Genomic DNA, 25736 nt, shown 5'->3' with positions numbered 1-25736 from the left:
TATGAACTTACCCTTCCTTAAGAAACTACTTTGCACGCTGATTGTTGTCATTATTCTTCCGGTTGCATGCGACGAAGATGATGCTCCCGATACCTCTGCAAGAAAATACTCTTCAGAAGTTGTTGAACGCTGGCTTGAAGTGCAGACGTCGATGTTATATGTCGCTACCGGCAATCCATTTGGATTTAACCCATCGCGATATATGGCCTACTGCGGAGTTGCGTTGTATGAAGCAATACTACCGGGAATGCCGTCTTATCGCACCTTGTCAGGACAACTTACAGAAATGCCTGCGATGCCTAATCCCGAGAGCGGTGTGGAGTATTACTGGCCCGCAGCGGCGCATGCAGCACTGGGCACTATGACGCAGAAGTTCTTTAGTCCTGTAACTGCCGCTTATAATGAACAGGCCGTTACGGCATTGAGAGATGGGCTTAACACCCAGTACCGATCAGAAGTTGGTGATGCTGTATTTGAAAGGTCTGTGGCATTCGGCGAAGAGGTAGCCAATCTTATTTTCGACTGGGCAAAGAGCGACAATGCTGCCTGGCCCACGTCGTACACTGTCCCAACCGGCAATGGAATCTGGAAGTCGGAGACCGGTGCAGCGCCGGTAAATCCATATTGGGGATACAATCGTTTAATCGTAACCGGTAGTCTTGACAACGCCATTTCGCCACCCCTGGGCTACAGTACCGACGCAAGCTCGCCGTACTATGTGAACATGAATGAAGTTTACACCGTATCGAAATCCCTGACACATGAACAAAAACTGATTGCGAAATACTTCAATGACTCTAATCCAGGATATCCGGCTGGCGCTCACTACCTGGTAACATTGAAGGATGTGATCAATCAATTTGATCCCGACCTTGAGAAGGCCGCATATACGTATGCAAAGCTTGGCATCACGATGCTTGACGCGAGCACCGGCTCATTCAAGGCAAAGTATACGCATTGGGCAGAGCGACCATTCTCCTATATACGTACGGTGATCGATCCGACAGCTAATCCTGCGTGGAAGCCCTTTCTTGCAACACCTGGATTCCCCGACTTCCCTTCCAATCACGCTATCTTCAGCAGCAGTTTGGCGTATGTACTCGCAGGAATCTATGGAAGCAACGTTCCTTTCACCGACACAGCATATGATGGAGTGACCGCTGATATTGGCAACGGTCCCGAGAATCTGGGGTCGCGTCACTATGAATCGTTCGATGCGATGATGGAAGAAATATCAATGTCGAGGTTGTACGGTGGTATTCACTACCGTTACTCCTGTGAGGAAGGAAAGAAACAGGGTAAGAAAACAGCTCAGAACATAGAAGCAAAAGTGAACTTTTTGAAGTAACCACTTCAATATTTACATGCTGCTAACACGTTGTGTGAAACACCTGCTGGCGCGGTTACCCATTCAGATCAACGGGTTGAACCGTTGATCTGAACCGCGTTAATAGTCATTTACTTCAGGCTGGTTAATAAACTTCTAAGGGAATTATAATCACTGTCGGAAGCCTTTGTGAATCCTTCAGTTCCGTATAATTCCAATAACACCTGCTTCCCCTGCGCATCTGTTGAGAGTTTTACAAGAGCCGTGTAGAGTTTTCTTGCCGTCTCCGGATCAAACTTCTTCGAGAAAACGATCGGGTCGTTTGGAATAGGGTCTGTGGTTGCAAGTACAATCACTTTCTTTTCAACATCTGGATATTTTGCCTTAACGCGGGCGCGTGCGTCGTGAATTTCGCCTTTCGAGGACGGTGGTGAATAAAAGGCTGCACCCGCATCTGCTTTTCCCTCGTAGACAAGTTTAATCACTTCGTCGTGCTTCCTGGCGAACACTTCGTTTCCTGCTTTTACTCCGGCTTTCTGCATCATGCTTTTCGGATACAAATACCCTGATGTCGATAACTCATCTGTAAACGCAATAGACTTACCGTTGAGATCCTTGATGTCCTTCACGTTGCTATTTGCGCTAACAACGATCATTCCCTGATATACAGAGCGTCCGTAACGGACAGTACGCAGTTTTACAACGGCCTCGTGCTTCTTATTTGCATGCACGTAACTAAGGCTGCTCATGATCGCAAAACATGGATTAGGCTTTCCAAAGCCGTCCACCAGTTCATCGTACGAAGATGGGATAATGAGATTGATCGTTACTCCGGTTTCCTTCCCGAGAAACTCTTTAATGTAGCTTCCGTTTTTTTCAAGGACCTGGTTGGAAATGGATGGGGTAAGATAAAAATCTACCTCCTGGGCCAGAACATTCGTTACGGCCAGGAAAAATGGCAGCAGGAATAAGAATCGCATAACGACGGGGATCTTTGTTTATCGAATAACGGAATTCTGTTATTAACAACAGATGCGTACTCGATTGACTGTCGTATTATCAGATGGTCTGCTTTGAGACTGGTCCGCGACGATAAATCAATATTCACGAGGCCAGTTCCCCTCGCGGGCAACCCGGTAATTGAGACCTGAAGTGGAGCCTGCGGTAACGTCGATGGAAACGCCAGTTATTTGTCGCGCGTGATCAGAACAGAGGAACACTGCGACCTGTGCAATGTCCTTCATCAATGGAAGGCGTTTAAGCATAGTATCGTCCTCCATTCCCTGCAATACGTTTTTCATAAGCTCGGGATTACTGGCAATGACGTCCTTGAAGACACGGGAATCGGGCGAGCCTCCTGAACGAATGTTCACAGCACGGATGCCATACACGCCGAGTTCGGAAGCCAGATTTTTGGTGACGAGCTCAATAACGGCGCCAGCCGGTGCGAATCCTCCGGTATAAGGATAAGTGATACTGGAAGATGTCGCCGTGAGGGTTAGAATCAAGCCAGAGCGTTGTTGCTTCATGATTCGCGCGGCGGCTGTTGCCGTAACGAACAGGGATCGGGTTGCAAGCATGACGGGTCTCACGAAATCTTCCGTTTTAAGGTCAACAAGGGGCAATCCCTGAACAGGGTTCAGGTCGATGGCACAAAACGAAATGTCTATCGTACCGAATCTTCGTATAACGTCATCGAGATGATCTTTGACCTGGACTTCATCCAATGCATCTACCTGTCCGGCCTCGGCCAATCCGCCACTGCCGGTAATGCCATCGGCAGTTCGCTGAACCGATTCCATAGTGCGACCGACAACAAATACACGCGCTCCTTCATTAGCCAACGCCTGGGCTATAGCCGAGCCAAGCGAACCGCCACCTCCATAGATTACAGCATTCTTTTTTACCAGCAACATACTCCTGAATTAATGATGATAGGTTGATTCAGATTCACTTATAATCCAAATTCGTTAAGCAAAAATAGGAAGGCAGGATCGCCTCACCAAGGGGTGAATGCGTCAAGGTAGCGGGCAGAATGCGGCCCGTATCATTAGTTGTTACGTTGGTCTCCGGATATTTATTCAGCCTTTAAGGTTGTCGTCGGGCTGATCTTCGCGGCCCTATAGATCTGGAAGATTATTGTCGCCATGGCCATTGCCAGCAGCGTCATTGATGCTACGGGGATTATCCACCACGAGATGCCCGTTCTGTATTCGTAAGTTTGCAGCCACCAGTGCATTGCCCACCACGAACCCGGGCTGAATAATAAAATGGCCCACAGTATCGGACGCAGAGAACTTCTGGCAAGTAAGCCAATGATACTGGCTATAGATCCTCCCAGCACTTTACGAATACCTATTTCCTTAATGCGAGCCTCTATGTAATATGTTGACAACCCAAGCAACCCGAGACATCCTATGAATATGGCGAGACCGCTAAAGATGCTGGTGATCGCCAATGTTGTTTCTTCATTGGCAAACTTGCGCGCGTATTCCTGATCAACGAACTGATACTCGAACGGATAATCAGGGTTTAATCTGTTTGCCACCTTTCCTATTGCACCGATCGCCTCGCTTACAGGACGCTCATCGTTCAATCTGATATGAACAACTCCCTCCATATGCTCACCCAGTTTTGCTCCCTGCATAACAATCGGTTCAACGCGGCGGTATGGCGAAGTGAAAACAAAATCCTTTACAACACCAACGACGTGCCACTCGCGGCCTGAGTCCCTGATCAGTTCGCCGATGGGATTATCAAATTTCATCAATTGTGCGGCTGCCTCATTTATTAATGCTCCGGTTGAATCGGAAGGATACTTCATAAGGTCCAGATCTCTGCCTTGCACTATTTCGACACCCATGGTGGTGGACAAGTGCTGGTCAATGGAGAAGCGTTCGATGATCGAATTGTCGGACGGGTCCTTTCCATTCCAGCTCATGCCGCCCGTATTGCTCAACCGTTGCGTTACAGGAGAACTGGTGCGGGTAACAGATGAAACGTAGCCGGAGGAAAGTAAGGCCTCGCGGTAGTTCACAAAATCCTTGAGGAGATTTCCTGTCACGTATTGATAAATCAGATTATTCCTGTTGTAGCCAATGCTTCGCTCCTGCAGAAACCTTGTTTGCTTATAAACAACAACGGTCGAGACAATCAATGTAAGCGCGAACCCGAATTGCATGACGACCAGCAGAGATCTTACGCGACTCTTACCCAGCTCCAGCCAACCACCGCGAAAAATGCTGAGAGGTGACAGTGCTGACAGATACAGGGAAGGATATCCGCCGGCCAGTAGTCCCACAGTGAAGACGGCAGTACCTATGGGCAACCAGAATGCCATGGTCTTCAGGTTCATGCTGAGCGACAGACCTATCAGGGCGTTGAAGGCAGGCAGCAACAAATATGCGGCTGCAATAGAAATGACGGCAGCAAACAATGCGACAAGAACAGACTCACACAAAAATTGCAAGACGAGAGCGCTCCGGACTGCTCCTGTAACCTTGCGTATCGCAATCTCTTTGGTTCGCCGGGATGCCCGTGCCGTGCTCAGATTAATAAAATTGATGCAGGCTATGAGCACAAGAATGACCGCAAGTAATGCGATCATCCTGATGATTTTGATCCTGCCGCCAGATGGCACTCCATTTTCAAATCCGGAATACAAATGCCCACGCTCAAGTGGATATAGAAAGAGTTCAGTTTGCTCACCCTGAATGTTCTTTTTCTTCAGGTCGCGGATCTGTTTACTCACATCCTCCATGGCCGCTCCTGGTTTGATCTTCACCAGCGTAACCACCGAGTTGTTACCCCAGTTTTCTTCCTTACCAAAATTGGTTTCAATAAATGAGAACGGAAGCAGGTAGTCAAAATGGAAATCGGTGTTGGAAGGTAAGTCCTTCAATATACCTTTAACGGTAAACGGTATCTTGTACTCTCCCTGAGCAACTGTAAGAGCGCTTCCCAATGCTTCCTGGTCACCGAACAATTGCTTTGCAAACTTCTCTGTCAGCACGATCGAGTTCGGGTCATTCAGCGCAGTTTTTACGTCACCCCTGATCATTGGAAAAGATAACATTGTAAGAAAGGAAGGGTCAACGAAGTTTGCCTGATTCTTAATTACTTTCCGATCACCGGCTGTGAACAGATATGTCTCGTTGTAATCGGCAAAACTCGCGGTAGATTCTATAGAAGAAAAGTCAGCGTTTAGTGCGCTGGCCAGTACCCTGGGCGTTGCACTCCAACACATAACGTCCCCACCCTGCTGTTTCTCCCTGTTCCAGACGATGCTGAGTCGCTCGCTGTCCTGGTGAAACTGATCATAGCTAAATTCGGTAACGACCCATAGTCCAAGTAAAAGCGCACCTGTCATACCCATGGCAAGGCCCAGCACATTTATGCCAGTGTAGCCCTTGTTCCGTCCCATTATCCGGAGAGCGATTGTAAAATAATTACGGATCATATGAGTTGGTGTTACGTTGAATCTTAATTGATTACGCATCAGTATGCCCGGACGCAAAAAGCGAATGGCATTCCATCTAAGGCGACGACGGGCAGCTGGCTCGCCAGATCTGAGGGCATCTCTTTTATACCTTTGAATGAGATCGCCCTCAATTTCTTCATACAGCCAGGAGGGACAAACGCGTTGTAATAAACGCAGGGACCAGTCGCGGACGACGTTCTCAGAAGGTTCCTTTGATGCCGGCGAAGTTTGTTCATTCATACGACCTGAACTGCGCTTATTAATCGATCAGCCTACGATCAGTTTCAACTGAGGTACAAGGTTCCAGAGGTCAACGCGTGCTGCACGCATTGCTTTAAGAGTGGCCATTCCAGCACTTGTGACGGTGAATATTCTTTTGCGTCGTCCTCCTCTTTCCTGTGTTGCTCCTCCAAGACTCGACTTGACATAGCCCTTGTCTTCGAGGCGGTACAGGGTTACATGCACCGCGCTCAGATTCACCTCGCGATTCAGGCGACTTTGAATCTCGTCGGCAATTGCGGCACCGTAGGCATCCTCGCGAAGTGCCGCCACCATAGTCAGGACCAACTCCTCAAATTCGCCGAGAAACTCTCTTGTCATATCCTTTATTTACGATAACCTTATATTTTGTTAAGTAAATAAGACAATCAGCAGGCACATTGCAAGAAAAAACCACACTATTTCGTTGGAAGGATCGATCTACATCTCTCTGGTCATCTTCACTGCCAGCAGTCCCAGCACTCCGATCACGACAATGATTGCGGCCCAGATCACCAGGCGGTTGGTAAAGAATGTCGGGCTTTCGCTCTGCTGATTCTGCCTGATAGCCTTAGCAGGGCCAGGTTTAAGGCGCACCAGGTTGTCAGGAATGGAGTCTTTAAAATTGAGAAGGTCATAGCTGGGTGCCTGCAGGTCAGGAGTGCCGAACTTAATCTTGTGTTCTCCCTTAGAAAGCCAGGCAACCAGGTAACGGTTCAACTGTTCAACTGCAATACTTTTTACTTCCAGGGCAGGATTGTCCTCATTTTCAATCTCAAGGTATAGCTCATTGCTTCGTAAATCCGTCAAGTCGATAATTGCCGGTTGTCTTGAACTTACCATAAACGACGCGAGCCGCTCGTAATATGGCTTCCTGCTTTTGCTCTGCTTCATTTCGCGGAGCACCGTACCTCTTCTTAAGAAATAGGGACTACCCTTCATAGAAAGGACGATGCGATCTACCAACTGTGCCTGTGAAAAGCTGAGTTTAATATACGTGCGTTTAAGAGAGGAACTGTCAGATTTCTGGGAATCAAAAGGAACAGCACTGTACTTACCCTCTGATGCGCTTACCTCGAAGTATCCGGCGGCGGTAATATTCAATGGAGCTGACGTAGAATCGTCGATATCGATCTTATAGTACGCGTAGTTGCTCATCGGGAAATCGACAAGCTTCATGGTAGAAGTTTTTGTTCCTTCTCCGGACGCTGAGATACTCGTTCTTGATTTAAGTGCATACCATTCCTTCCTGTCATCGCTTCCCGTGAGAACCATGGCTTTCGATACATCGGCGTTACGAATAGCCAGGTGGATGTTGTTGATCGGTTTGGCTTCGGGGTTCTGAAGGACGATAGAGGTACAGCAGTCTTTGATCTTGTCGTAGCTCGCAATATTATATGGATGAAAAACTTCACTGAATGTAGCCGGCTGCTCCTGAATGAACAGGTACGGCACTTCCTTGTCGTTGGCGTCAACGATACGAACGTTAGAAAGAGCCGCGTTTATGTTGGGCATTACTTCAGGTGAAAGATCAATACGGTAAAATCCATCGGCCTGCACGGATTCGAGCGATCGCTCCAAAACGAATGACTGTCCAGAAGCGACGGCAACCGAGAAACAAAATGCTGCTGTAAAAAGGTTATCAACAATACTTCTATAACTGATCATGAGCGTCACTTTCATTAACTGATTTGCCAGGTTCATCCGCAAGCAGGATCTTCTTTAACCTTTGATACATAAAGGATACGATCAGCAGCAACACTCCCAGCGAAATGAAGGCAGCAATCTTTCCTCCTTCAGAGATTCCCCTGATATCAATGAGGAAAAGTTTAAGCAAAGTCAACAGAAACAACGACAGTGAAACAATCCGGATATGTTTTTGTTTCCTCTTCAACCCCATGAATATGAGAATGAATGATGCAAGTCCCCACAATATCGGGAAACCAATCTTGTGATTCTGCGAAAGAATATGATAGATGTCTTCTTCGTTCTTCGCTAAAAGTACTACGAGCAGGTTATCCAGTTCTGCGCTGGCCAGAAAGAGAAAGAATCCAACGAAGACCCATGCATACACATTGCGCGTTTCCTGATTGAAGGCAGTATTTACCCGAACCTTCCGCAAAGTGATTATGGCAACCGTAATCATGATTGCAAGCAGCACGTAGTGAAAGACAAACCCCGTAGCTGTTGCCTCACCCAGCACATACCCATTTCTTGCGTCAATGATCTGACCGTGATAGAACAACACGTAGGATGCCATCGCCAATATCCCAAATCCACTAAAGGCAAAGCTGATTTTGGTGTCGCGGATCCATTTACGCTGAGCCATAAAGAGTGCTACGATAAATACAAGATTGTAAGCACCAATGATCACATTTTGCGCGGGGTAATCCACGCCACGGTTGAACAATTGATACTGCAACTCGAGCAGGTGTGTTACATAGGCAATGACAGCTCCTGCGACACATAAAGCGATGGTGTAATACTTCACCAGCTCCATATCTTCATTCTTTTCCCTGCGAACGAGGATAATTGAAAATACGATTGAGGCAACTGAGAATATGCCTGTGAGGTATCCTTTATTGAAAATGATCGACATCAGCGGTGGCACTGACGAGCTGTAGATTTGTTCCCAATCCATCACAAGACTGAAGAGCATCAATACCATGAGCACCACTGATGCTCCTTTCATAAGACGAATGCCCGACTTTTGCGACAGCCACAGCAACAATACTGTTTCTGCTGACCAGAACATGGTAATGTAATTCCCTTCAAGCTGGACAGGTGCAGCGAGGCTCACAAAGGTGAGCACCAACCCGATTAGTAAAAACACGAGGTTCCTGTCGACTCGGGTATTCTTATAAAGTGCGAACGCAAATGCAAAATTAAAGATGGCAAGTGTGGCCGTAAATAGTCCTTTGTAAATGCTTGCGGATGGTGTATCCAGAATGACCATCCCAGCGGCGTAGTAGCAAAATGTGTTACTTAAAAGAATGCTGATCTCGATCGCTTTGAATGGCGTTCGTTCCTTTATGTTGTTAACCACGTTCATCACAAAGAATACAACATAAAACAAAGTTGCAAAGATCAACGCTCCGACGACGGGTGTTGGCTCCAATGTATCGTACTTCGCTCCCAGCCAGCCGCCAAACAGCAACACAGTGAATGCGTAACAAACGATGTTGACAAGGTTCCATTTTTTATAGTATGCCAGCACAAGCATCCCGCCATCGAGGATCAACACATAGGTAAACAGAACCACATAGTTTCCTTCACCAGTGCTTACCATAAACGGAGATGCAAATCCACCGAGGATCGAGAGCACTGCCAGTTCGATCCGATTGTACGCGAGTGATAACACAACAGCAAAAGCTGTTATGATCAGCATGAGAATAAAGGCGGCAGTCTGTCCAAAAATCTGATATTCATGAAAGGCGATGGCAATAGTCAGGTATAAAACGGCGATACCACCTCCAACCAATACTGAACTGAACGCAGCAAATGTTCGCCGCAACCAATGGGCTACACCCAGCAATATGCCACCGCAGAGAATACCTATAAAGACACGACCTATTGGCCCGATCCAATCACGATCGATGGCATACTTTACAAAGAAACCGATACCGAGCACCAGGACCCCGATACCGATCTTGTTCGCGAGGTTCTCGCCAATAAATTTCTCGAGGTCGGGATTTCGCTCGAAGAAGCCAGGCTTTTTTGGCGCCGGAGGACGAGCAACGGGTGGCCTGACGGCGGCCGGAATCCGGACAACCTCTGGCTCACGCCCGACTGGTTGAGTAACTGGCTGGGGAATCTTTTCAGTTGGTTTTTCTTCCGCTGGAACCAGAGCTTCAGGGACGATAGGTTTCGATTCGGTACGTACAGGGGGAATGGGCGGTTTCTCTGCAACTGGTTTCTGTTCGGCCTTTTCCGTCGGTGACGGAGCAGTCGCGGGCAAAGGAGCAGTGACAGATGTTGCCGGTCTCCCCTCAGCCTGGCTTTGCCGGACCTTCTTTAATTCTTCACGAAGATGGTCGAGTTTAGAATCAAGGAGGTTAAATCTGTCAGTGATTGATTTTCGGATGCCAAACAGAATAACCAGGACGATCGTCGCTACGACGAATACGAGGAATTCCAACATGCGGGGATCAGGGTGATGTTCAACATCAAAGATGCCAATTCCCCCAGCCGAAAACAATTGCTATCGCGGGCCTGCATGGCAGGTTACCGAGACTAAACGCTTCCTAAAGTCCCTTCTTCACCAAGGGGGGCACAATGCCCATATTGTACCATGCGAACGCATATTGATCAGCAGTCGTTTCAATGGCCTTTGACAAGTTAGAAGCCCCGTGCCCCGACTTTGTATCGATACGGATGAGCACAGGGTTAGGTCCAGAATTCGCCTCCTGAAGAGTGGCTGCAAACTTAAAAGAATGCGCCGGAACCACACGATCGTCGTGGTCGGCGGTCGTAACCATTGTTGCCGGGTAGGCTGTATTGGGTTTGAGCGCGTGGACAGGCGAATACCGCTTAAGATATTCAAACATTTCCTTCGAGTCGTCGGCGGTTCCGTAGTCATACGCCCAGCCGGCCCCTGCTGTAAACTTATGGTAACGCAGCATATCCATTACGCCGACGGCAGGCAGCGCGACCTTAGCGAGATCCGGTCGCTGTGTCATTGTTGCTCCTACCAGTAGCCCTCCGTTGGATCCCCCGGCTATAGCCAGGTACTGACTGGAAGTATACTTTTCTTTGATCAGGTATTCGCCGGCAGCAATAAAGTCATCAAATACATTCTGCTTGTTTAGTTTGGTGCCGGCGAGGTGCCATTTTTCGCCATACTCGCCGCCGCCACGAAGATTTGGCTGTGCGTAGATGCCACCATTTTCAAGCCACATCATCCGTGATGGACTGAACCCAGGTGTAAGACTGATATTGAATCCACCGTAAGCGTAGAGCCATGTAGGATTTTTTCCATTCAGTTCAACTCCCTTTTTGTAGACAATAAACATTGGCACCTTCGTACCGTCTTTGCTTGTATAAAACACCTGCTTAGTCTCATAGTCTTCGGGATTGAAATCAACTTTTGGTGAGTAGTATACTGAAGACTTGCCGGATGCGATATCGTACCTGAAGATTGTTGTCGGGTAGGTGAATGAAGTAAATGAATAGTAGAGAACCTTCTCATGTACTTCAGCACTAAAGCCACCGGCTGTCCCAATTCCCGGCAATTCAATTGACCGCACCAATTTTCCGTTCAGGTCGTACTGCCTGATCTGCGATTTCACATCGATCATATAGTTCGCAAACAGATAGCCACCTCCGGTACTCGTGTTCAACACGTCTTTCGTTTCAGGAATTACGTCCTTCCAGTTCTGTGGTAATGGATTCGCAAAATCAAATTCAACGAGGCGGTTGTTAGGCGCATTAAGATTTGTTTCCAACAGAATGCGACTGCCTTTGTTTGTAACCACACCGTGATTGTTGTCGAAGTTATTTACCACGACAACAAGGCTGCTCTTCGGATCGTGCAAATCCTGAATGTACAATTCATTCCCCGTGGTGCTGGTAGCTGCTGAGACAACCAGGAAGCGCTCATCTTCAGTAAGAGATCCGCTAACATACCTGCGTGGATTCTTATCATCTCCAAATATGATCTTATCATCGCTGCGGGGTGTTCCAACGCGGTGGTAGTACAATTTGTGGCTCTGGGTTTTCGCCGACAACTGACTTCCCTTAGGTTTTTCGTAGGTACTGAAATAAAAACCATCGTTGCCCTGCCAGGCGATGCCGCTGAACTTGATATCCTGGATTGTATCTTCAAGGATCTTTTTGGAAGACGCGTCAATAATAATTGCTTCAGTCCAGTCCTGACCTCCTTTGGAAATCAGGTAGGCCAACCGTGATCCATCTTTGGAAAACGATACATCGGCAAGACGTGTCGTGCCATCTGATGAAAATGTATTTGGGTCCAGGAATACTTCCGGTTCTCCCTGTTCCCCTTTTCTTCGGTAGAGAACACTGTGATTCTGGAGCCCTTCGTTCCTGAAATAATAGATATACTCGCCTTTTGTGAAAGGAGATCCCAACTTCTCGTAATTGTTTAAAGTTTCCAGACGAGTACGTATCTCCTCCCGATAAGGAATCTTTCCGAGGAAGCCGAAGGTCACCTTGTTTTCTTCCGCAACCCAGTCGGCCACTTCCGCACTGGTATCGTTCTCCATCCATCGATATGGATCAGCAACCGATTCACCGAAATAAACATCAACGGTGTCCCCTTTTTTGGACACGGGATAAGAACTCGGATTCTCTGTCTTTGAACTTTTTGAGCAGGCGGCCAATACCACGATAAAAGCAAGAGAAAGTAACAGGGTCATAGATTTCATAGCGTAATCCCGAAATCATTCGTTTCGAAGCCGAAAGCTATTAATCTGCTGCTAGTATTACAACCGCCGTAACAGAAGAAAAGATGCCACCTGGGCGCAGGCCTGGTGGCATCCTGAGAATTTATCGGACCGTGTACTGGTAGCAGTCGCTGGATAGCACCACTTCCATGGTAGTTTCCTTAAGGATTTGAAAATGAATGTCAAATGTAGAGCCAACGGGAATTGCTGCAACGCTTCTGAATAGCTCCTCGTGCCCGAACCCAAACTTGTTCGTCACGATGGGCTTTGGGTCAAGGCCCAATCCCAGCGTCAGCCATGTTGCACTTGTGCAATTGTTATCCAACGTGGTGTCTACAGCACGTTGAAGTATGTAACTGGTGTTTGGTTCAAGGCCGCGGATATACGTGTCCAGGTGAATCATTTGGGTTTCATTCTCTTTCTGACGGAACGCAATGAATCCAAGTTCGCCACGTTTATCACCCATCAGCCAAACGTTGAGATTATAGTTTGGCCCGCCGGGTTTGCAATCACGATCAAAGCCCTGAAAGATGCGATCAAAATCGCCAGATTCCGAACGAAGCTCTTTTCCGAAAGGAACCTGATCATTGCGCCGAGGTGAAATCTGCTCATCCGAACACGCAAAAAGGAAGATGATGGTGCCAACGACCCCGAAAATACCCGGGCCGGGCCTCTTGATGTTAACATTTTTCATGATGGGTATAGTTTGATTAGTTTACTCTTGCTTCCGGCAACGTCTATTGCGTACCGAACGTAGTAGTAAACAGTCCCGAAGGCCAGGGCCATCGAGCAGCGCCCTGCTTTGATTGAGTAATTGACGTTTCGTGGAAGTGGTTAACCTGCGATTAAACCTGGTTGTAGAGCTGATATACCTGTAGCGATTTAACGAACAGATCGTATCTTCGCTCCATGAAGAAATTGGGTTGTGTATTACTTTTGTTTGTAATGTTATCTTGTGATGAGGATGTAGAAATCCCCCAGCCTGACACTCCGTACAACGTAAAAGCTATACGTATGTCAGAAAAATCAGCCTTGATTTCCTGGAGTGATAGCACAAAGATCGACGGAAATTATCTTATTCTGCGTGCCGTAAATTCATCAGCGTACGAAGAGCTTACGACTGTGCCCCGGGGCAGGTTGTCGTACATCGACAATGCAATAGAGCCGGAAGCAACCTATAGATATCGAATGACACTGGTTGATCTAACCGGAACCAGCAGCGAATACTCTGAAGTTGCAACTGTAAACAAGTTGCAGAATTCTCAGATGTCAACGTTCATCATCCCCGGCAAAAAATCAGGCGATTCACCTTTTTCCATCACGGCGCCTACAACTCTAAATCCTTCGCCCATAACATACACATCGTCTGATGTCGCAGTGGCCACAGTCGGCGGAAATATCATCACTATTGTCGGAGCGGGTACAACAACGATCACGGCATCACAGACTGCAACGTTTGACTACATGTCTGCGTCGGTTACTGCGACCTTTACTGTACATTAGCCGTACCATACTGACTATTTTCTATCTTCTCCTGTACCACCAAATGACGGAAGCAAGAGCGAGGAAAACGATGTTTACTCCGATTGAAGATGCTTCTCCCCGCGCTACATGAAAAATTATGGCGCAAATCATCAGGAGCACAACACCAAGAGCAGCGATAGCGGTAAGACGAGATTTGATGTTAAAGATACCCGGTAATATCAATCCCAAAGCACCGGTCAAATCAACTATGCCTGTGAATTTTACCAGTGCATCTGAAACCTCACCTGCCCACGACCACATTTGAGCCAGGTGAGATGTGGGTGTAAATAACTTCATCCACGCAGACCATATGAGGCTGAGGGCAAGCAGTGACTGAATTGCCCAAAGCGCGATTGACTTTGCCTTTTTCATTTACAAAATAGTTACCTGCAAAAATATCTAACTTTGCTATCCAACAGATAGTACTATCCTGATGGATAGCGCTATCCAGTAGGAAAGTGCGCGCTTGTGTGCATATCCGAGGCACAATTAATCATTGACAAAGTACAAGACATGTTAACGGCAGGTGGTTGTCCTAAAACAATGCTATCAATCAAGGATGCGCTCGAAGCAATCGAGGGAAAATGGAAGCTATTGATACTATTTTCACTAACGTCCGGCCCCAGACGTTTCAAGCAAATTTCACGGGATGTAGGAGGTATTACTGACAAGACCCTGTCGAAAGAACTGAAACTGCTGGAAATCAACAAACTCATTTCCCGCGATGTCTACGACACCTTTCCGCCAACAGTCGAGTATGCGCTCACTTCTCATGGAAGATCCCTTGAACGCGTGCTGGAAGAACTTCATTACTGGGGATTGCTGCATCGGAAGAACATCATTGGAAAGTAGCAAAGTTATATTGTCAGGTTAAGTCATCATCTACTCATCAACGTTATACCGAACGTCTACTATTTTGAACTTTCCATAACAAAAGTCTCCGGAAGGGTACTTCACAATGGCCTCGGCATATGATGAAAGTCTCATGCCGGCGAAATTCTGATAGGCTTTCAGCGGGGTTAACCAGGGATACCGTTGCATCGATCCGTCTTTCTGAAGGGCGTAGCGATCGTGCGACATAAACTCGATGAGTTCTCCGTCCCTATTAAAGTGCAGGTCTGCCGAAATCGAGACATCTCCGTTGACAAACGTCGCGGTTACGGACAGGTCCGATATATTAAACCAGGCGATTCGTTTATCGATGAGTGTAGCCGGAGCCATAACACACATATCGTTGAACGCAGTCACGGTTTCTGCGATGTTCATAAGCGGCCCATCAGCATGCTGAACGCGGATCATTGAAAGAAGTCTGATCTCCATGGATGCCAAGCCATCCACAAATCGATGATAGCCGGCAACCGGTAGCCTTTTCATTACTGCATCCAGAAAAAACAGACGTGATGGATTCCTTATGCCGTTGTACTGCTTCGATTGAAATTTCATCCAAGGTGATTGTTCGTCCTGACGGAGAGTACCTTCAAGTAAAACTGAGAAGTTTAATACCCTGGGTTTATTCATGGCCCCGGATTGTCGTATGTATTTTTTAACAGTCTCTGGCACGTGCGCCAGGTCAGACTCCGTGAGCAACTCATTATCGCCGGACGAATTTGTCCTGAGCAGAACGGTCACGTCCTTCATGAAGCTATTTCTAAAATATCTACGACTCAGCACTGGCGCGAGTATGCAAAGTGCTACGCCTGAGATGGCGCTAAGAACTGATACTATCAAATAGTGACCATGCATACGACAAAGGGTGCCGCGCAAGGATCGTTTTAACATTATTCAAAACGATCGCTAATGTAATCCCGGGATTACTTGCGCGCCTTATTACAGGTCTTAAGATAATATCACAGTGACTATCGTCTCATGACAATTCATCAGGACTTCATCTGACGTTTGTCAGTTTCTTACTCTATACCATTCTCCGCTGTCAGTATTATTGGCTTCCCGTCTGTAACAACGATGGTATGCTCATGCTGTGCCATAAATCCGCCGCGGTTTCCTACTAAAGTCCAACCGTCGCTGGCAGTGACCGCCATGGTTGAAGCTGTGGCAATAAAGGTTTCTATGGCAACTACAGAATTTTTTGTGAATCGCTGACTATTACCTGAGTCGCGATAGTTTGCAATGTATGATGGATGTTCATGCAGGCTTCGTCCTATTCCGTGTCCGGTGAGATTGCGTATCACTTTGAATCCACGCTGCTTCGCCCTTTGCTCTATCCATCCACCCAGATCGGAGATCCTCACTCCTCCTCGTATCTGATCAATTGCGTTTAACAAAATATGCTTCGATGCATCTACAAGCAACTGATGACCATTCACATCATCACCAATAACAAAGGATGCTCCGTTGTCCGACCAGTAACCATTCAGTTCTGCTGATACGTCTATGTTCACAAGATCACCTTGCCTCAATATTGTTTGGGGCGATGGTATCCCGTGACAAAAAGCTTCATTCACACTAATGCAGGTAGCACCAGGAAAGTCATACGTCAGGCGTGGAGCAGAGCGGGCGCCTAAAGACCTGAGAATATCATTGCCAAAGTCGTCGAGTTCCTTTGTGTTCATTCCGGCCCTGGCATGCTTCTGCATTTCTTTCAGTGTGCTGGCAACGGCGTGACTGACACGAGTCATGCCTTTCAGTTCCGACTCTTTTGAGATTGACATATATGAGAAGTTATTACTTTATTCAAAAACAATTAACACCGTCATGTAAATGTAGTTCCGGTAAAGCAGAATTATTGTATACCTTGGTCAAAAGTATACCTCGAAATATGAGCAAGCAACCCGCGCCGGCAATTGCCGAGATGCTTCAGGAGTTGGATATGTCCCGGCAAATCCTCAGGATAGTGTTCGACAACATCACGTCGGCTATCGTGCTCGTTGCTCCGGATACACGCATGATATTTGTGAACAAGTACGCCCGCGAAGGTAGTGTTACAATTCATGGCCGTCCAATGGAGGTTGGAGACAGCATTATGAATTACAGGCTTCCGGGAGACGATGAAACTCACAGCAAGTTCAAGAAAAACTTTGAACGCGCATTACAAACAAGAACAGCGATTATTGACGAAGGTGAAATGTTCTTTCCTCCATTGACCTTTTGGATACGGACCGAGTTTACTCCGATATTTGATCACGATAAACCAGTTGGCGTTCTGCTTCATTTTCATAATGTCACCGACCGGAAGAAAATGGAGACGTGGACTGCGCAGCAGGCGGATATCCTCAATCATATCGCCTGGTCGCAATCTCACGAAACCCGACAGCCGGTAGCTACACTTTTGGGCCTGATCAATATCCTTGATAAGAAGTCGCTGACTGAAGAGAATCAGAAAATTATTGGGTTGCTTGAACAGACCGCGCATAAACTCGAAAATGTCATACGGCAAAATGTAATTCGCGCAAATATGGGAGCAACTCGTTCGGGAGAAGGAGAAAACAGGATGCAGTAACAACACAATTGATATAACTAACCAAAATCTTCCAACCAACATGACCAGTAGCGGTTGCGTTACACGACGCCAATTTATCACTTCTACAGCAGCTGCCCTTTCTGCTGTCACTTTACCCTCTATGATACAAGCTAATCCTCAACCAAATGCGTCTAAGTATAAGATGGGACTTCAGCTGTTCACCATCAATTCGATCATTGGCCGGGACGTTGCTGGCACGCTCAAGCGCGTCGGTTCAATCGGCTACCAGGACACTGAAACCTACGGATTCGATCCGGAGAAAAAAACGTACTACGGCATGGCGATATCAGACTTCAGGCAGGCACTTGCTGACAGTCAGCTTACCACCACCAGCGGGCACTACGACTTTGCAAGATACTTCGCTCAACCTGCTGATGAGATGAAACGGTTTGTAGACCGTTGTATCGAAGGTGCGAGCGGACTGGGACAAAAGTACATCACATGGCCATGGCTGGATCCATCATTGCGATCAATCGAAAAATTCAAGGAGCTAACGGGCAAGCTAAACGCAATCGGTGAACAGGTGAACAAAGCGGGACTTGGGTTTGCTTATCACAATCATGATTTTGAATTCATTGATCACAATGGTCAGATTGGCTACGATATAATTATGAAAGAAACTGACCCCAGGCTGGTGAAGTTACAGGTGGATCTTTACTGGGTGATGCATTCCTCGAAACGGAGTCCTGCTGAGCTCTTCAGCCTGCAGCCAGGCCGATTTGTGATGTGGCACATTAAGGATATGGATAAAGTCTCGCGCGATTATACAGAGATGGGCAATGGTTCCATTGACTACACCAAAATACTCCCCGACGCTTCCCGCTCAGGCATGCAGTACTATTACATTGAGCAAGGCGGAAACTTTGCTATCAACCCAATGGACAGCATTACGAAAAGTGCGGCATTCTTTAAGAAGAACCTTGAAAAGTATCTCGCCTAGAGAACAATTTATGAAAGACCTAAGGTTTAGTAGTCAAACAAAAAGATTGCGCGAATAAAATGATCAATCGACTGACAGCACTTCTTTTCTGTTTTCTTTCGGCAAGCGCTTTCGGACAAAAAGCCACAAGTCAAAAGCCGACAGAGTTGCCCAGGGTCGTTACTGATAAAGGCACTCACAACCTGATCGTTGATGGCAAACCTTTCCTCCTGCTTGGCGCTCAATTGTGGAACAGCAGTGCATGGCCATATATAACTGATCAATTCTGGTTGCAGCTTCGGTCATTGAATGCTAATACGCTTGAAGTTCCTATCTACTGGCAAAACATTGAACCACAACCAGGGCAATTTAACTTTAAGGAGCTCGACGACCTTATTCAGCACGCACAGCAAGAGCACATTAAACTTGTGCTCCTCTGGTTTGCTTCATGGAAGAATGGAACATCGTCGTACGCTCCGGCGTGGTTGCTTGAGGATCCGGCAAAGTATCCGCGGATGAATAGCGCAGCTGGAGACGAGTTGTTGATTCTTTCACCCGTGAGCACAGCAAACCGCGATGCCGATAAACGCGCGTTTGTCGAGTTGATGAAACGCGTTCGATCGCTTGATGCTTCAGGAAAGACAGTGATCATGGTTCAGGTACAGAATGAGGCCGGTTCGCTGGGTACAAACCGCGATTACTCTCCGGCAGCCAACAAACTTTATGCGCAAGAGGTACCATCCGATCTAGTCAAGGCGTTGAACAAATCAGCGGGTACATGGGAACAGGTATTTGGTATCGATGCTCCCGAAGCATTCAATTCGTGGCATTTTGCAACCTACATCAATGAAATAGCAAAGGCCGGAAAGGCAGTTCATAATCTTCCGATGTACGCCAACTCCTGGACGAGAGAAAATTCTTTTCAACGCCCGGGTGAATACCCCAGCGGTGGTCCATCTTCAAACATGCTTGATCTCTGGAAATTTGCTGCTCCTGATCTTTCGTTCCTGGCACCGGACCTGTACTTCGGCAATCCCAACATGTTTAATATATCCTGCGAGCTGTACAAAAGAAAAGACAATCTGTTAATGATTCCTGAAACCGGCAATGGTGTTTCATTTGCACGATTTCATTTCTATGCGATCGGAAATCACGATGCGAAAGGAGTTGCAGTTTACGGTGTAGATCCATTCCATGCCGATCCGAATGATAAACGTAACTTTACGCGGCTCGATGAGCGCTTCGACGACATTGCTGCGAACTATGCATTGCTGTCGAAGGCGGCAGATCAGATCCTTGCTTTACAAGGTCAGCAAAAGTTGAAGGCTGTTGGTGAAGAACAGGGATTGATGGAACAGCTTGTTCACTTCGATGGTTATGACGTTCTCTTTGAATACGGATATCCCCGATACAGAGAGAAGGGTCGCCAAAGCGGACGCGCATTAATAGGACAGCTCAGTGCAAATGAATTTCTAATTGTTGGTTTTGATGCCCGGTTCAGATTCAGACCCACATATGGCTCGGGTTTTTCAAATGCAGAAATGATCGCAGTTGAAGAAGGCTACTACGATACGGCCAACAATTGGGTGCGTCAACGTTTCTGGAACGGTGATGAAGTTTATCATTCTACACTAAGGCCTCAGGGCACGATTCTGAAGATTCGTCTCCGACCTGTCAAGGCATCTGACAATGGGAAAGTCAGGGCCAACTTCGAGCAGAATTAAACCCAAATAATATGATACCAACCAAAGGATACGCAGCGCAAACAAAGGAGACACCACTTGCTCCGTGGAATTTTAATCGCCGTGAGGTCGGCCCTTATGATGTTCAGTTCGACATCGACTTTTGTGGTGTGTGTCATTCCGACCTTCATCAGATCAGAGATGAGTGGGGAGGATCTATTTTCCCTATGGTACCGGGCCACGAAATAGTGGGACGTGTTGTGGCCGTGGGGAACCAGGTAAAGAAGTTCAGGAAGGGAGATCTCGCGGCCACCGGATGCCTGGTCGACTCCTGCAGGACGTGTGAGAACTGTAAGCGTGGGCTTGAACAATATTGTCTCGTTGGAGGATCTCAGACCTACAACGGGTATGAACAGGATCGCAAGACGCCAACGTATGGCGGATATTCCAAAACGATAGTTGTCCACGAAGACTTTGTGCTTCGCGTGCCGGCCTCATTGGATCTTGCTGCAACGGCTCCCCTATTGTGCGCCGGAATAACGACCTATTCTCCGCTGCGTCACTGGAAAGTAGGCAAAGGGCATAAGCTGGCAGTGCTTGGTCTCGGCGGACTTGGACATATGGGTGTTAAGTTCGGAGTCGCGTTCGGTGCGGAAGTAACCGTACTCAGCACATCACCGTCCAAAGAAGCGGATGCAAAAAAACTTGGAGCTCATAAGTTTGTCGTCACAAAAGATCCTGCCCAGTTTAAGGCTGCAAGGGGATCGTTCGATTTCATCCTCGACACTGTTTCAGCGGAGCACGATTACAACCAATACCTGAAGTTACTCAAGACCGACGGTGTACACATATGTGTAGGTGCTCCTCCTACACCTTCTGCGGTAAGTGCTTTTGCATTGATGGGAGGACGCAAGAGTATTGCAGGTTCTGGAATTGGAGGCTTACCCGAGACCCAGGAGATGCTCGATTTCTGCGCTGCTCATAATATTGTTTCTGATATTGAAATGATCGACATCAAAAATATAAACTCTGCGTATGAGCGGATGCTGAAAGGTGATGTTCGATATCGCTTCGTGATCGACATGGCAACGCTTTAAAAGGCACATGAGGATTAATCATATTTCTTGATAATTTGCGGGTCAGAACTGACGACTATGCTACTGGATTTTGAAAAGCCTATTGCTGAGCTCGAAGCAAAATTAGAACAGATGAAACACCTGGCGTTTGACAGTGATGCCCAGGTGAGAGACTCGATTTCAGTACTCGAGAAAAAAATTCAGCACCTTAAGAAGGAGACGTTTGAAAATCTAACGGGGTGGCAACGCGTCCAATTGTCCCGCCACCCCGATCGTCCATATACACTGGACTATGTCTACGGATTGACGTCTGATTTCATCGAGCTTCATGGCGACCGAACTGTTCGTGATGATCCCGCCATGGTTGGAGGATTTGGCACGATCGACGGCCAAACGTATATGCTAATCGGGCAGCAGAAGGGTCGCAATACCAAGCAACGTCAGTTCAGGAATTTTGGTATGGCCAATCCTGAGGGCTATCGCAAAGCACTCCGGCTGATGAAGCTCGCCGAAAAATTCAATAAGCCAATCGTTACGTTCATTGATACGCCAGGTGCATTCCCTGGTCTTGAGGCTGAAGAGCGTGGTCAGGGTGAAGCAATAGCCCGTAATCTTCAGGAAATGTTTACGCTGAAAGTTCCCGTGATCTGCATTGTTATTGGAGAAGGCGCCTCTGGGGGCGCTTTAGGTATTGCGATCGGCGATAGAGTTCTGATGCTCGAGAACAGCTGGTACTCGGTGATATCGCCGGAAAACTGCTCTACGATTCTATGGCGAAGCTGGGATTTTAAAGAGCAGGCCGCTGAGCTCCTTAAACTTACTGCCAAGGATATGCAGTCGCTCCGTCTCATTGATGGCATCATAAAAGAACCTCTTGGTGGTGCACACACAGACACGAAGTCCATGATTGCAGAGGTTCGTAAGGCGATTCTGAGTTGCACGGATGAGCTTAAAAAGATCAAGCCAGAAAAAAGAATTGAGCAGCGAATAGAAAAGTTTGGCTCAATGGGTGTCGTCAGCGAAAAGAGTTGATGATGCTAAGAACTCTTTTCGCTGCCCATGCTCAGGAGATTCAGACCTGCTTACTTGAATTTACTTTCATCCAGACGAAAGAACCGTACAGCGTTGTTGAACAAAATATCGCGCTTCTGATCAAATGAAAGGTAATCGGCGTTTTCGATAACACCGATTGACGTTTCAATCAGTTTCGGCCACACCAAAAGGTCTGTTCCATACATTATTCGTTTTCCAAATCCCGCCTGGACGAGTCGATTCAGGTAGGCATGAATCTCTGCCTGCGGGTAGCTCCAGATAAAGCCTGCAAGGTCTACGTACACATAAGCGTGCGCCCCCATTAAGGCTATCATTTCATCGATCATTGGATAACCAGCGTGCATAACCCAGATCTTTAATTTAGGGTGTCGCGCCAGCATGTCTTCGAGCAGGAACGGATTTCCAAGCGAAGCACGGTATTTGGGTGAGGTTATGTTAGCCATACCGTTACCGCCCGTTCCCATATGAATTCCAACCGGGATGTTAAGCTTTTCAGCAACGCTAAAGTATTCGTCAAGTGACATATCACTCGGCGACAAGCCTTGATACTGCGGTGCAACCTCGCCCATCACTTTATAAAATCCAGATGAGAGAGAATCCTGGAAAGCCTTAACGGTCATATCTTTCGAAGAGCTCACACCAATACCAGGAATCACTCTGCCTGGCACCGCTTTCTGAAGTTTTCTGATGAGTCCGGGATCGCCATAGGTTACAACCGTCATATTCAACTTCTTCATCGTAGAAACCAGTGCATCATGCATCTCCTGGTCGGTCTTTGCTGCCTTCAATGGCTCGGCACAATCCGTATTCAGGAATGATGGTGGAGGCAATGTCGGATCACCACCAGGCATGTTCCTCAAAAACCACGGGCACATATCGCTGGCAAACGCTGGGTTCACCTTCATCATATGAACGTGAACATCAATTATTGGCAAGTGTTTCTCCTGGGCAAACAGTGGAGCGTTAAACAGAATAACCAGTGCGGCCAGGAAGAATCGGACGAGATAAGCGCGGAGTGTTGGTGTCCTCATAAAGAAAGATTCAGGTGTTGTGTATTGCAAGTGGTGTGTATTGACTGTTCCAATCTACATTTATTCGTGCTTAAGTAGCAAGGATGTTTGAACAATTGCTGTGCGCTCAACTTTTTCACCTGCAAGTCGTGTAGCAAAGGTTATAGAGGCGTCACGGTTGCCCACCAGGTTGTTCCCGGCTGAAGTGTAACATCGAGTTCGATCTCGTAAGATCGATTGAGAGAATAAATCTGGGGCGTGCCCTCACCCACCTGCAGTTTTGCCTTGTCCTTCAGCCCCGTGTAGTATAGTGGGACAACGATATGCCTGGTGATCGGCTGCTGCAAGGGATTAAACAAGAAGAGCATGCCACGCTCTTTTCCCTGCGGAGAAACGTGAAGCCATCCATCCCAGTCACGACCGTCTGCGCGTCTGAGATGAATCAGATCCGCATTTAAAACGTCGCGGTACTTTTTGTACCAGGTTACAACATCAGAAACGACTACCCGTGTTTTTTCGGTATCGTACAATCTTGGTCCACGATAACAAGCTTGTATTCCGGCACCGTAGTATTGCATCATCAATTGCTTATATGCATCAAGATGCTGTTCCAAAGGCTCGAGAACAGCTTCAGGTCCACCGCCCTGATATTTAGTCAGAGGCACAAAACCCCAGCTCATAGACGGAGTTTTTTCCCAGGTACCATCGAAGATATTCTGGCGGTTGAGAATTAGTTGCTGATCGCGGGGCAATGAGAAATTCACCTCGCGATAGCCAAGGCCACTCTTGTGTGTTCCGTCGAGATGATACCAGTCCGGCGCATTTATGTAGACACCGTGCTCATTGCACCATCGATAAAGCTCCTTTTGCAATGCCAACTGACGCCATCGCGAATCGTTCACATCGCGATGGCCTGGATGAGTTGTCGAAGCGCAAAGATCTCCCGCGTATGGGCCATCATTTTCCCATATGTCGAAAGTCGTATTGGCAATGAAGTATTTTATCTTGTCCCGAAACCCGAGCCCCCATTTACTTCCAAAACACGGGGCATTTCCAAAGTATGCTCCACCGGGTTTGCCCGTGGTGGGATCGATTACATCATCTTCATCACTGATGCGGCGTGAACTGAACAGTGCATAGCTTCCGATCTGAATCCGTTTGGAGTGCGCATAGTCGGCCAGTTGTCTCCATCTTCGCACATTGGAAGCGGTTGTATCTTCCATATTGCAATGACTGCCAAAGCTTAATATCAGTGCCTCGTAACCGGTATCTGCACATTGATCGATCGCTGTTCTGACTTCATCATCGTTCTTGCTAACCAGGTGCATAAATATCGGATTCTGCGTCGTCCAGGGTGCAAGCACGCGGTACATTCGCCTTATCATCAAACCACGACGCTCCCGATCGTATGTATCTATTAATAGCTCAGCGGTTCTGACAGAAGTCAGTGCCTCACCCTGACGCAACAACACACCCGGCGCATGCTCGGGATACACTTGCAACATAGCGGGGCTTCGCAGTGCATAGTTCACCTGCGATGTGTAACTAGTATCTGGCAACCAATGTGTGGTCTGATCACTCAAGTCATAGCGCATTGAATTATTATACGCAACATTCGTCTCAACGTAGATGCCGTGCTGCTTCTTCATGTTCATCTCATTGCCCTCAACTGCACTTTCTTCCTCAACAACCGCCAGCACCTCATTAACTATCTTATCAATCATGACTGGTTTCTTTGCTGTGCTTTTAATGACAAGCGACTTAACGAGCAAAGGCAAACCATCGTAAAGTTCGTATTGGACATCTATTGATATACCCTTCACGTTTTCGGCCGCCCCCTCGAAACGAAAAGTCAGTGTCTTTCCGGTTGGCATTTCCTTATTGCCTGTCCACGTAGTCGACTTCCATTTTATACGCGGTGCTAAAAGAGAAATAGTGTAACCCCTGAATACAAAGTCGGTGCCTGCTGGTTTCATGACGTCAATCCATTCCGGACGCAGATAAGCATTTTCAGGCTGACCCTTCAGACCTCCAATGGTGTACTGATGTCCGTCGAGTGTTACGTAAGCTTCCGGTTTGATTGCCCGCAGTAATTGCTGGCCACTGCTCATGTTACGAAAGTCAACGCAGGCAATACCAGGCTGTAGCGCAAACGCCCTTCTGATTAACCCGTTGAATAAAACCAATTGCTTTCCATCAGACGAGGAATACACCTCAGCTCTTTCTTTAACCGGTGTTAACAACCAGTCGGACGATGCCATCCGCGAACTGTTTCCATGATCATCCACAGGTCGTAGCTGAGCATTGATTGAAAAGTTGCCGTTACAAAGCAACCCGAATAACAGCAAAGTAAACTTTACAATGACACTATGGGCAGAAGGATGGCAGGACTTACCTGTAAGGAAGCGGTCTGGATGTTCATTCATGGAGAGCGGCATATGCGGCATACACTGATGCCATACGCTCTCCAATCTAATACACCGCTACGTTGAAAGCAATGACTGGTGAGGGCAGACAGTCAGGCA

General features: G+C 47.3%; 21 protein-coding genes. 8 read left to right on the top strand and 13 right to left on the bottom strand.

Annotated elements, in window-relative coordinates:
* Position 1: 1 nt before the first annotated feature.
* Positions 2–1348, top strand: a complete 1347-nt coding sequence (locus WBG78_RS28195; protein WP_337329878.1) for a vanadium-dependent haloperoxidase — start codon at positions 2–4, stop codon at positions 1346–1348.
* A 110-nt stretch (positions 1349–1458) separates the two neighbouring features.
* Here WBG78_RS28195 and WBG78_RS28190 read toward each other — a convergent pair whose 3' ends face one another.
* The 8 genes from WBG78_RS28190 to WBG78_RS28155 all read right to left on the bottom strand — a co-directional run bounded on the left by WBG78_RS28190 (position 1459) and on the right by WBG78_RS28155 (position 13163).
* Positions 1459–2307 (bottom strand): phosphate/phosphite/phosphonate ABC transporter substrate-binding protein, encoded by an 849-nt coding sequence (locus tag WBG78_RS28190; protein WP_337329877.1) that lies wholly within the window; start codon positions 2305–2307, stop codon positions 1459–1461.
* 117 nt (positions 2308–2424) lie between these two features.
* Entirely contained in the window at positions 2425–3243 is an 819-nt protein-coding gene (locus WBG78_RS28185) for an SDR family NAD(P)-dependent oxidoreductase (RefSeq protein WP_337329876.1), read from the bottom strand.
* A 161-nt stretch (positions 3244–3404) separates the two neighbouring features.
* On the bottom strand, positions 3405–6047 hold the full coding sequence (locus WBG78_RS28180) for an ABC transporter permease (protein WP_337329875.1): 2643 nt from the start codon (positions 6045–6047) through the stop codon (positions 3405–3407).
* Between the two features lie 27 nt (positions 6048–6074).
* A complete protein-coding gene (locus WBG78_RS28175; RefSeq protein WP_337329874.1) occupies positions 6075–6407 on the bottom strand; it encodes a PadR family transcriptional regulator in 333 nt (110 codons plus the stop codon).
* A 99-nt stretch (positions 6408–6506) separates the two neighbouring features.
* Positions 6507–7733, bottom strand: coding sequence for a hypothetical protein (locus WBG78_RS28170; protein ID WP_337329873.1), 1227 nt, complete (start codon positions 7731–7733; stop codon positions 6507–6509).
* Positions 7720–10206 carry a DUF2339 domain-containing protein gene (locus WBG78_RS28165; protein WP_337329872.1) on the bottom strand — a complete coding sequence of 829 codons (2487 nt, stop codon included), beginning with the start codon at positions 10204–10206 and terminating at the stop codon, positions 7720–7722. Before WBG78_RS28165 ends, WBG78_RS28170 begins: the two co-directional genes overlap by 14 nt.
* A 103-nt stretch (positions 10207–10309) precedes the next feature.
* Positions 10310–12451, bottom strand: coding sequence for a prolyl oligopeptidase family serine peptidase (locus WBG78_RS28160; protein ID WP_337329871.1), 2142 nt, complete (start codon positions 12449–12451; stop codon positions 10310–10312).
* Between the two features lie 121 nt (positions 12452–12572).
* Positions 12573–13163 carry a hypothetical protein gene (locus WBG78_RS28155; protein WP_337329870.1) on the bottom strand — a complete coding sequence of 197 codons (591 nt, stop codon included), beginning with the start codon at positions 13161–13163 and terminating at the stop codon, positions 12573–12575.
* Positions 13164–13483: 320 nt separating this feature from the next.
* On the opposite strand from WBG78_RS28155, the gene WBG78_RS28150 reads away from it, so the two are divergent.
* Complete coding sequence (locus tag WBG78_RS28150; protein ID WP_337329869.1) at positions 13484–13972, top strand: hypothetical protein; 489 nt, start codon at positions 13484–13486, stop codon at positions 13970–13972.
* 21 nt (positions 13973–13993) lie between these two features.
* Here WBG78_RS28150 and WBG78_RS28145 read toward each other — a convergent pair whose 3' ends face one another.
* Entirely contained in the window at positions 13994–14365 is a 372-nt protein-coding gene (locus WBG78_RS28145; RefSeq protein ID WP_337329868.1) for a DoxX family protein, read from the bottom strand.
* 171 nt (positions 14366–14536) lie between these two features.
* Between WBG78_RS28145 and WBG78_RS28140 the strand changes: the two genes are divergently transcribed.
* Positions 14537–14845 (top strand): winged helix-turn-helix transcriptional regulator, encoded by a 309-nt coding sequence (locus tag WBG78_RS28140; protein ID WP_337329867.1) that lies wholly within the window; start codon positions 14537–14539, stop codon positions 14843–14845.
* A 30-nt stretch (positions 14846–14875) separates the two neighbouring features.
* Here the strand turns inward: WBG78_RS28140 and WBG78_RS28135 are convergent, their stop codons facing one another.
* Entirely contained in the window at positions 14876–15631 is a 756-nt protein-coding gene (locus tag WBG78_RS28135; protein WP_337329866.1) for a DUF6544 family protein, read from the bottom strand.
* A 269-nt stretch (positions 15632–15900) separates the two neighbouring features.
* Positions 15901–16662, bottom strand: a complete 762-nt coding sequence (gene map / locus WBG78_RS28130) for a type I methionyl aminopeptidase (protein ID WP_337329865.1) — start codon at positions 16660–16662, stop codon at positions 15901–15903.
* A 107-nt stretch (positions 16663–16769) separates the two neighbouring features.
* Between map and WBG78_RS28125 the strand changes: the two genes are divergently transcribed.
* From WBG78_RS28125 to WBG78_RS28105, 5 genes are all read left to right on the top strand, one after another.
* Complete coding sequence (locus tag WBG78_RS28125; protein ID WP_337329864.1) at positions 16770–17450, top strand: PAS domain-containing protein; 681 nt, start codon at positions 16770–16772, stop codon at positions 17448–17450.
* A gap of 121 nt (positions 17451–17571) precedes the next feature.
* Positions 17572–18411 (top strand): sugar phosphate isomerase/epimerase family protein, encoded by an 840-nt coding sequence (locus WBG78_RS28120; RefSeq protein ID WP_337329863.1) that lies wholly within the window; start codon positions 17572–17574, stop codon positions 18409–18411.
* Positions 18412–18470: 59 nt separating this feature from the next.
* The gene (locus tag WBG78_RS28115; protein WP_337329862.1) at positions 18471–20114 is read left to right on the top strand and encodes a DUF5597 domain-containing protein; all 1644 of its coding nucleotides are present in this window, start codon (positions 18471–18473) and stop codon (positions 20112–20114) included.
* Between the two features lie 11 nt (positions 20115–20125).
* The gene (locus tag WBG78_RS28110; protein WP_337329861.1) at positions 20126–21169 is read left to right on the top strand and encodes an NAD(P)-dependent alcohol dehydrogenase; all 1044 of its coding nucleotides are present in this window, start codon (positions 20126–20128) and stop codon (positions 21167–21169) included.
* Positions 21170–21226: 57 nt separating this feature from the next.
* Positions 21227–22180, top strand: coding sequence for an acetyl-CoA carboxylase carboxyltransferase subunit alpha (locus WBG78_RS28105; RefSeq protein WP_337329860.1), 954 nt, complete (start codon positions 21227–21229; stop codon positions 22178–22180).
* 50 nt (positions 22181–22230) lie between these two features.
* On the opposite strand, the gene WBG78_RS28100 is transcribed toward WBG78_RS28105, so the two are convergent.
* Positions 22231–23232: an amidohydrolase family protein gene (locus WBG78_RS28100; protein ID WP_337329859.1), complete on the bottom strand. Its 1002-nt coding sequence runs from the start codon at positions 23230–23232 to the stop codon at positions 22231–22233.
* Positions 23233–23372: 140 nt separating this feature from the next.
* Positions 23373–25637, bottom strand: a complete 2265-nt coding sequence (locus tag WBG78_RS28095; protein WP_337329858.1) for an alpha-galactosidase — start codon at positions 25635–25637, stop codon at positions 23373–23375.
* Positions 25638–25736: the final 99 nt, after the last annotated feature.

Source organism: Chryseolinea sp. T2, assembly GCF_037203685.1.
Classification (GTDB): Bacteria; Bacteroidota; Bacteroidia; order Cytophagales; family Cyclobacteriaceae; genus Chryseolinea.
Note: the sequence above shows the minus strand (reverse complement) of the source record. Positions and strands in the feature narration are given on the sequence as shown.